6 protein-coding genes are annotated in these 7,900 nt (G+C 44.4%); 1 reads left to right on the forward strand and 5 read right to left on the reverse strand.

Features of this window, described 5'->3' with window-relative positions:
- Nucleotides 1-1,328: MATE family efflux transporter (locus AB4653_RS12840; RefSeq protein ID WP_372104351.1), on the reverse strand; the 1,328-nt coding region annotated here is incomplete at its 3' end.
- A gap of 202 nt (nt 1,329-1,530) precedes the next feature.
- Nucleotides 1,531-3,903: a phosphoenolpyruvate synthase gene (gene ppsA, locus AB4653_RS12845; protein WP_009846293.1), complete on the reverse strand. Its 2,373-nt coding sequence runs from the start codon at nt 3,901-3,903 to the stop codon at nt 1,531-1,533.
- A gap of 178 nt (nt 3,904-4,081) precedes the next feature.
- Between ppsA and AB4653_RS12850 the strand changes: the two genes are divergently transcribed.
- Nucleotides 4,082-4,915 (forward strand): pyruvate, water dikinase regulatory protein, encoded by an 834-nt coding sequence (locus AB4653_RS12850; RefSeq protein ID WP_009846294.1) that lies wholly within the window; start codon nt 4,082-4,084, stop codon nt 4,913-4,915.
- A 110-nt stretch (nt 4,916-5,025) separates the two neighbouring features.
- Here the strand turns inward: AB4653_RS12850 and grxB are convergent, their stop codons facing one another.
- The 3 genes from grxB to AB4653_RS12865 form a co-directional block, all read right to left on the reverse strand.
- Nucleotides 5,026-5,658, reverse strand: a complete 633-nt coding sequence (gene grxB / locus AB4653_RS12855; RefSeq protein WP_009846295.1) for a glutaredoxin 2 — start codon at nt 5,656-5,658, stop codon at nt 5,026-5,028.
- Between the two features lie 348 nt (nt 5,659-6,006).
- Nucleotides 6,007-6,168, reverse strand: a complete 162-nt coding sequence (locus AB4653_RS12860; protein ID WP_009846296.1) for a hypothetical protein — start codon at nt 6,166-6,168, stop codon at nt 6,007-6,009.
- A gap of 163 nt (nt 6,169-6,331) precedes the next feature.
- The gene (locus AB4653_RS12865) at nt 6,332-7,312 is read right to left on the reverse strand and encodes a Gfo/Idh/MocA family protein (protein ID WP_009846297.1); all 981 of its coding nucleotides are present in this window, start codon (nt 7,310-7,312) and stop codon (nt 6,332-6,334) included.
- Nucleotides 7,313-7,900 lie beyond the last annotated feature (588 nt).

The following is a 7,900-nucleotide window of genomic DNA, read 5'->3' on the forward strand; positions in this document are numbered from 1 at the left end:
GGCAGTTTAAGCTCGACTTGTTTTAGCGCGCGCTGATACATAAACCATGCACAGGTGCCGGCAAGCACATTACCTGTCATTGCGCCCCAGAATAGGCCTTCAATACCCGCAAGCTGAGAGCCAACCCACAAGCTAGGTAAGAAGAAGGCGAACAGGCGCAGCGCTGAAATCGTCAAGGCGGTATAGGACTTGCCTAATGCGTTAGAGACGGAAACCATCAGCATACAGATTCCTAATGGCCCTAAGCTAATAGGTACGATCAGTAGGTGATAGTTTAAAATCGTCGAGACTTCGCTTTCACTGGTCATTAGGTTTGCTAGTCCGCCAGAGAATAACCAAGTCACTAGTGCGATCACCAACTGGAAACCCAATACAAACATCACCGCAATCTTAACGAGCTTACGTATGTTTTCGAGATTGTTCTCTCCCAACATGCGGCCAATCATCGGAGGCATCGACATCGTTAGTGCTAGCACAGCGACAATCGAGAAGAATTCAAAACGTGAACCCAATGCCCAAGCTGCAACGGCAGCTGTGCCATAGCCAGCAAGCAGCTTAGTGGCGAACATGGATGAAACAGGAGGCAGCAGCTGACTGATCATCGCAGGCCCCATGATGTTACCAATGGAGCGAACACTCTTGCTGATGTCGAGGTCGTGCCAGTCGAAGGTCATCCAATGCTTCTTGGTGACCTTTGGTGCAACGATAAATATACCCGCACCGAACGCCAAGATGGTCGCAATGGCGGCTCCATTGATGCCCATGTCGAGCGTAAAGATGAAAATCGGGTCCAATATTAAGTTGATGATACTGGTCGCGATCATCATTGAACCGGGCAGCATGGTATTACCATTGGCACGACACACACTGTAGGAAAAGTAGAGCAGTGCACCTGTCCAAGAGCTGGCTAGCCAATAGATCCAATAAGAATCAATGATCGGTAATACCGTCGGTGGCGCATCCAACAATTGTAAAATTGGCCCTCGCAGCAGATAGATGATGACGGAGAAAAACGCGACACTCACGCTGCCCATCGCAATCACTAATCCACCAAGCTGCTTAGCGTAGCGCGTTTCATTCGCGCCAATGGCTCTCGCGATTACCGCGGTTGTCGCGATACCTAACCCGACCTGAATACCGATGATGATCATCTGTATTGGAAGCGTGAAACCTTGAACAGCGAGCGGCAGTACGCCCAGTTGGCCAATAAAAGCACTGTCGACAAGCTGGAAGCTCATTAGGGAAAGTACCCCAAATAGCATTGGCCATGTCATTGTATAGAGTTGTCGGCCAAGAGAAGGCGAGGGAGTTGCGGTAGTAGAATTCATAACACTCTTATCGGTCTTGAAGTTAGGCTTGTTGTGATGACAAACCTCTCAATGAAGAATTGTGTAAAGGATAACGTAAGGTCAGCGCGATACCAATGCTTGTTATGATAGGCAGGTTATCTTTGTTGGCTCTCGGTGAACAAAAAAGCCAGTCGCGATGACTGGCTTTGTTGACTCTATATCTAGTTGTTGACTCTAAGCGTTACTTGTTTGCAACGTTACCAAGCTTCAACCACGTGTCGATAACCGTATCTGGGTTTAGTGAAACAGAGCTGATGCCTTGTTCCATTAACCACTCCGCTAGGTCGTCATGGTCTGATGGGCCTTGGCCACAAATTCCTACGTATTTACCCGCTTTAGCTGCTGCATCGATTGCCATTTTCAGCATCGCTTTCACCGCTGGGTTACGCTCATCGAATAAGTGAGCAACGTCACCTGAATCTCGGTCTAGGCCAAGTGTCAGCTGTGTCATGTCGTTTGAACCGATAGAGAAGCCATCGAAGTACTTCAAGAATTCCTCAGCCAAAATCGCATTCGATGGTAGCTCACACATCATGATGACCTTCAGACCTTGGTCGCCACGACGAAGATCGAACTTAGCCAGAATGTCGATAACCGATGCTGCTTCGCTTGGAGTACGAACGAATGGGATCATGATTTCAACGTTCTTAAGACCCATTTCGTTGCGAACGCGTTTGATTGCTTGAGTCTCTAGCTCGAAACAGTCTTCGAATACTGGTGAGATGTAACGAGATGCGCCACGGAAGCCCAGCATTGGGTTCTCTTCATGCGGTTCAAACGTTTTACCACCGACTAGGTTGCTGTATTCGTTCGACTTGAAGTCAGACATACGTACGATCACACGCTTAGGCCAGAATGCAGAAGCGATTGTAGCAATGCCTTCTGTTAGCTTGCTTACGTAGAAATCGATAGGATCTTTGTAGCCACGAATACGCTGGTTGATTTCTGCTTTGATCTCATCCGTTTGCTCATCGAAGTTCAACAGAGCTTTAGGGTGAATACCAATCATCTTGTTGATGATGAATTCAAGGCGAGCAAGGCCAACACCTTCGTTCGGGATTTGGGCGAAGTCGAAGGCACGATCTGGGTTACCCACGTTCATCATTACTTTGGTTGGCAGCATTGGTAGCTCATCAACCTCAGAACGTTTGATCTCGAAGTCGAGTTCGCCGTTGTAAACGTAGCCTGTTTCGCCTTCTGAACATGACACTGTTACGGTGTCGCCATCATTCAGGCTGCTTGTCGCGGTACCACAACCAACTATGGCAGGAATGCCTAGCTCACGAGCAATGATTGCTGCGTGACAAGTACGGCCGCCACGGTTAGTGACAATCGCAGAGGCTTTCTTCATCACAGGCTCCCAGTCCGGGTCTGTCATGTCAGTGACCAGTACGTCGCCTTCTTGAACCAGTGACATTTGGTCTAGAGAGTCAACCAAGCGAACAGGGCCTGAACCGATACGCTGACCGATAGCGCGGCCTTCAACCAAGACATCCGCCTTGTTGTTTAGCTCGTAACGCTCGATAACGTTTTGGTCGCTCTGAGAACATACGGTTTCAGGACGCGCTTGAACGATGTAAAGCTTGCCGTCGATGCCATCTTTTGCCCACTCAATGTCCATCGGACGTTGGTAGTGCTTCTCGATGATCATTGCTTGTTTTGCAAGTTCTTTGATCTCTTCATCGTTCAATGAGAACTCGTTACGTTCTTTAGTATCTGTATCGATGATATCAACTTGCTTGCCGATCTCTTGGTTGGTTGAGTAGATCATCTTGATCAACTTAGAACCAAACGTCTTTTTAACAACTGGGTAGTGACCCGCTTCTAGCATTGGCTTATGAACGTAGAACTCATCTGGGTTCACCGCGCCTTGTACGACCATTTCACCTAGGCCCCAAGAAGAGGTGATGAATACCACTTGGTCGAAGCCTGACTCAGTATCAAGCGTGAACATCACACCTGAAGAAGCTTTGTCTGAGCGAACCATACGCTGGATACCCGCAGACAATGAAATGCCACGGTGATCAAAGCCTTGGTGTACTCGGTAAGAGATAGCGCGATCGTTAAACAGAGAAGCGAACACGTGTTTCGTTGCTTCGATAACTGCATCGATACCTTTCACGTTAAGGAAGGTTTCTTGTTGGCCAGCAAAAGAAGCATCTGGAAGGTCTTCAGCTGTTGCCGATGAGCGAACCGCAACAGACAATTCTTCGTTGCCTTCAATCAGTTCACGGTAGTTATCACGGATATCTTGCTCTAGTGATTCTGGGAAGGGTGCGTCTAGAACCCATTGTCGAATCGTTGCACCTGTCTTACGCAGTGCGTCAACGTCTTCAACATCAAGTTCATCAAGGAGTTGGTGAATGCGCTCATCAAGACCTTTGTAGTCAAGAAAGTTGTTAAACGCATAAGATGTGGTAGCAAAACCATTAGGTACTGATACGCCAGCGTTGGCTAGGTTAGAAACCATCTCGCCAAGTGAAGCATTCTTACCGCCGACTTTGTCGACATCTTCCATGGAAAGGCCATTGAACCATAGGGTGTTATTTTGCATTTATTTCTCCAGAAACATAGCAAGCATTGTAGGGATTTAAAGGCAAACGATTACGTATCAGTTTAAAAAAATGTAAATTATTTTCTAAAGCTGTGGGGGACGTAATAGTCAGCAGGGTTTCGTTATATATATTATGGTTCCCATCCTACTCAAAATAATTTTAAACATTAAATAAAAAATGCAAATTGATATCCAAAGTCGTGATGTATTCTATGTTTCTGATGGAACGGCCATAACATGTGAGACTTTAGGGCATGTTGTTCTAGGTCAATTCCCATTCGAAGCTAATGAAAAAACCTTCCCGTTTGTCGAAAGTGAAGACAAACTTTCTGATTTATTGAAAGAGATCGAGATTTCATATCGAGCAACAGGCCATGAACCTTTGGTCTTTTTCTCGATTGTGATTCCGGAGATAAAACTCAAGCTGTTAGATGCGCCTGCGCATTGTTATGACGTGTTAGAAAGTATCGTGCAGAAAGTGCAAGATGATACGAAAATGGCGCCTAAGCCGAAGCTGCAGCGTTCTCGTAGCGTTAATAAAGACTCGGACAAATACTTCGACCGTATTGCTGCTATCGAATACACGTTAGCGCACGACGACGGCATTACTTTAAAAGGCTTGGAAGAGGCAGACATTATCTTGTTGGGTGTCTCTCGCAGCGGTAAAACGCCAACGAGCTTGTACATGGCAATGCAGTTTGGTTTACGCGTCGCAAACTATCCGTTTATCCATGATGATATTGCTCGCTTAAGGTTGTTACCGGAGTTTGAGATATATCGCCATAAGTTGTTTGGTTTGACGATCGATGCGGAAAGGCTGACCGAGATCCGTGAGAATCGATTGGCAGGTAGCGAGTACGCAAGTGATTCACAATGTTTGTATGAGCTACAAACGGTTGAAGGGTTGTTCAGACGTGAAGCCATTCCATACATCAACACCTCGTCACTGTCTGTTGAAGAGATTTCGACACGAATCTTGGAACGTACAGGTTTGAGAAGGCGCTTGTTGTAGAAAAAGACAATTGAGTCATAAAAATCGAAGCTCGTACGGACAATGGTTCGGGGAGCTTCGATTTTTCTTTTAGCTGGTTGTTAGCTATTAACTATTAACGACTCAACAAATTAGCGAAGCAGCATGATGCTAAGCGTTTTGCTCTGTTTTTCGAGCCAATGTTCAAGTGCTGGTGGCCATTCGATACTTGGTTCGACACAGAAACCGCGAAGCATTGAGAAATAAAGAGCTTGATCAACCAAAGGTAGCGATGATTCACCATTCTCTAGTTCCAATAGAAGCTCTGCATCTTTCAGCAATGGGTTAATCAGTTGAACGTATTGTGGGGTCTTTTCTAAGAGCTCTTCAAAATTAAAGCCTTCGGTCTCTTTACTAACACGCCAAGCTTTTTTTGCTCCAGCCGAACGATATTCAGCCAAGTCGAGGTTCCACCAACGTGGGCGTCCGATCTGTTGAGTGAGAGGGAAAGTTCGGCTTTGGAAAAGAGTAGCCTGCTCTGAAGGTTCACGTTGCTCATTATTTGATTTCAAATCCATGAAATAAGCAATGATGTCTAGGCTTTCGGCCATGATAGAACCATCGTCTTTCTGTAAGACGGGCACCATTTTTTTACCGATCAGATCGATAAGGGTTTGGGCATCATCATAATCCACAGAAACAAGTTCGATATTCAAGCCAAGAGATTGAGCAATGTAGGCAACTCTTGCACAGAAAGGGCAGTGGTCGTAAATGTAAAGCTTCATAGCTTCCCTCATTTATGGTCATTACAAGTATAAGATAATGCTAATGTACCAGAAACTCTTACGAATACTAAGCATCAATAAATGCCAAGTTCCAGTAAACGCTTAGCACTAATAAACAGCATGCACTAACAGACAATAAGTATTTAGTGTAGATACTCTTTACTGAATTCTATTGTCCGTTGGATTGGACGTTATTGTAATGAGTAAATTAGAGGGGAAACTGGTGGGTAAATTACAGGCACAAAAAAGGCTCTGGCTGCTCACTCTAATGTAGAAGAATGAAGTCAGCCAAAGCCTCAATTTTGTTACCTTTAGCAGAGTGACTACTAAAAGAGCGGAGCGGTTAAACTATGCTTTTTTAAGGTCTTTTGCAGGGTAAGTAAGCGTCATTATTGCGCCTTCTACTGTTGTAACATGAACGTAGCCACCACCAGCACTTAGGCCAATTACTACCATTTCACCTAGCTCAACACCTTTTGTTGCAACAACGCGATCATCAACTGAAAACACTTTACACACCTTCAATAAAATAAATAAATACGACAGATATCGAACGCGGATTTAAACAGATGGTATCCCAATCAACTAATCCGGTTATTTGTCGTAAAGATTAAATTTAGTTATGCATAAATCGGCATTTCTTAAAAATCAGTTGGTTAACATGCTTGGGGTGTTATTTGTCGGCGGGATAAATGACACCAACTTGCTGACGCATATCTGTAATTAACTTGGCAACGGTTAAAGCACGCAGTTGGGCTTGAGCTTGGGTGCTTTTGTCACCAGCAATGCAGTTTGCAAAGGCTTGGACCTCGTAACTCATGGAGTTTTCGCTTTGTGCTTGAGTAAGGTTTTCTACCGTGCCATCACGATAGCGAATCTTAACGTCGGTGCATTCTGCAATGTGATCGATGATGATCGCTCCCTGTTCGCCTTGGATCTCGCTTGGTACGTAAGAGTCGCTGACTTTAGAGTGCGCAAGGGTTACATCAAATTCTGGATACTGGAAGATCGCACAGCCATGCGCATCCACACCTGAGTCAAGTAGCTTTGCCGAAGCCAGCGCATTCTCAGGTTCACCAAACAGAGCAGAAGTCGCGGCTACGCAGTAGAAGCCAATATCGACTAATGAACCGTTAGAGAAAGCTGGGTTGAAGGTGTTTGGGTTCTCGCCGTTTAGGTATTTCTGGTAACGCGATGAATACTGACAGTAGTTGATGTGCGCTTTATGCACTTTGCCTATCTTTTTTAAGCCGAGTTGAACTTGCTCAAAGTTCGGTAGATACTGAGATTTATACGCCTCAAACAGCACCACCCCGTTCTTCTGAGCGACCTCAAACATGTGTGTTGCTTCTTCAATATTCGATGCGACAGGCTTCTCACAGATGACATGCTTGCCGTGTTCCATCATCAAGATAGATTGCTCGCAGTGCAGTGAGTTTGGTGAAGCGATGTACACGGCTTCAACTGTGTTGTCATTTGCCAATGCGTCGAGTGAGTCATACGTCGTTTCAACGTTAAATTCTTGGGCGAACTGTGCCGCGCTGGCCAGATTTCGTGAATAAACCGCAGCAAGTTGCATCGATTGTGATTCATGAGCAGCTTGAACAAATTTCTTTGTAATCCAATTGGTTCCAATTACAGCGAACTTAATCATAAGGTATCCGTTAGTTAGTATATTAATTCTATGAAGATAGTAGCACTCAATGGCTAGCATTGTTTCTGAGATTTGCGGAACAATTCTCCAAGATCTTTAGTCTGATATTAATATTAACTCGTCTATACCTGAGCTTTCTAGAGCATCATAATAGAGTCTTTTGTTGTGCTGGTTCGGAGGTGGGAGGTGCAGGTTTAGTATCAGTGACCGATTGTATTCTCTCAATTGGTGGTTTATTGGAAGTGTTTAATATAAAAGACTCAATACCCAAAGAATGAAGATCTATTGATTATATCCTCTCGTCAATTCTTAAGAAATATTATACAAGCTGAATTGGTGTGCAATTGTATTTATATGCAATCGCGCAATTAACCTATGGTGTTTTAATATCACTTTGTTTAGTAATTGATAACATTTTAAGACAATAAATGTTATCGATTGGGAGCAATTTACGTTACAGAGTCACGAAATTGAACATAATTGGAATAATGAACAACATTTGTTTTAGATTGGTTCTAATTATGAGAAATAGGGGGGTTACTTTTGTTGATATTTATATTAATTTCTTATGGGTTAAATTATTAGCAA

Source organism: Vibrio sp. 10N.222.48.A3, assembly GCF_041475345.1.
GTDB lineage: Bacteria > Pseudomonadota > Gammaproteobacteria > Enterobacterales > Vibrionaceae > Vibrio > Vibrio tasmaniensis_A.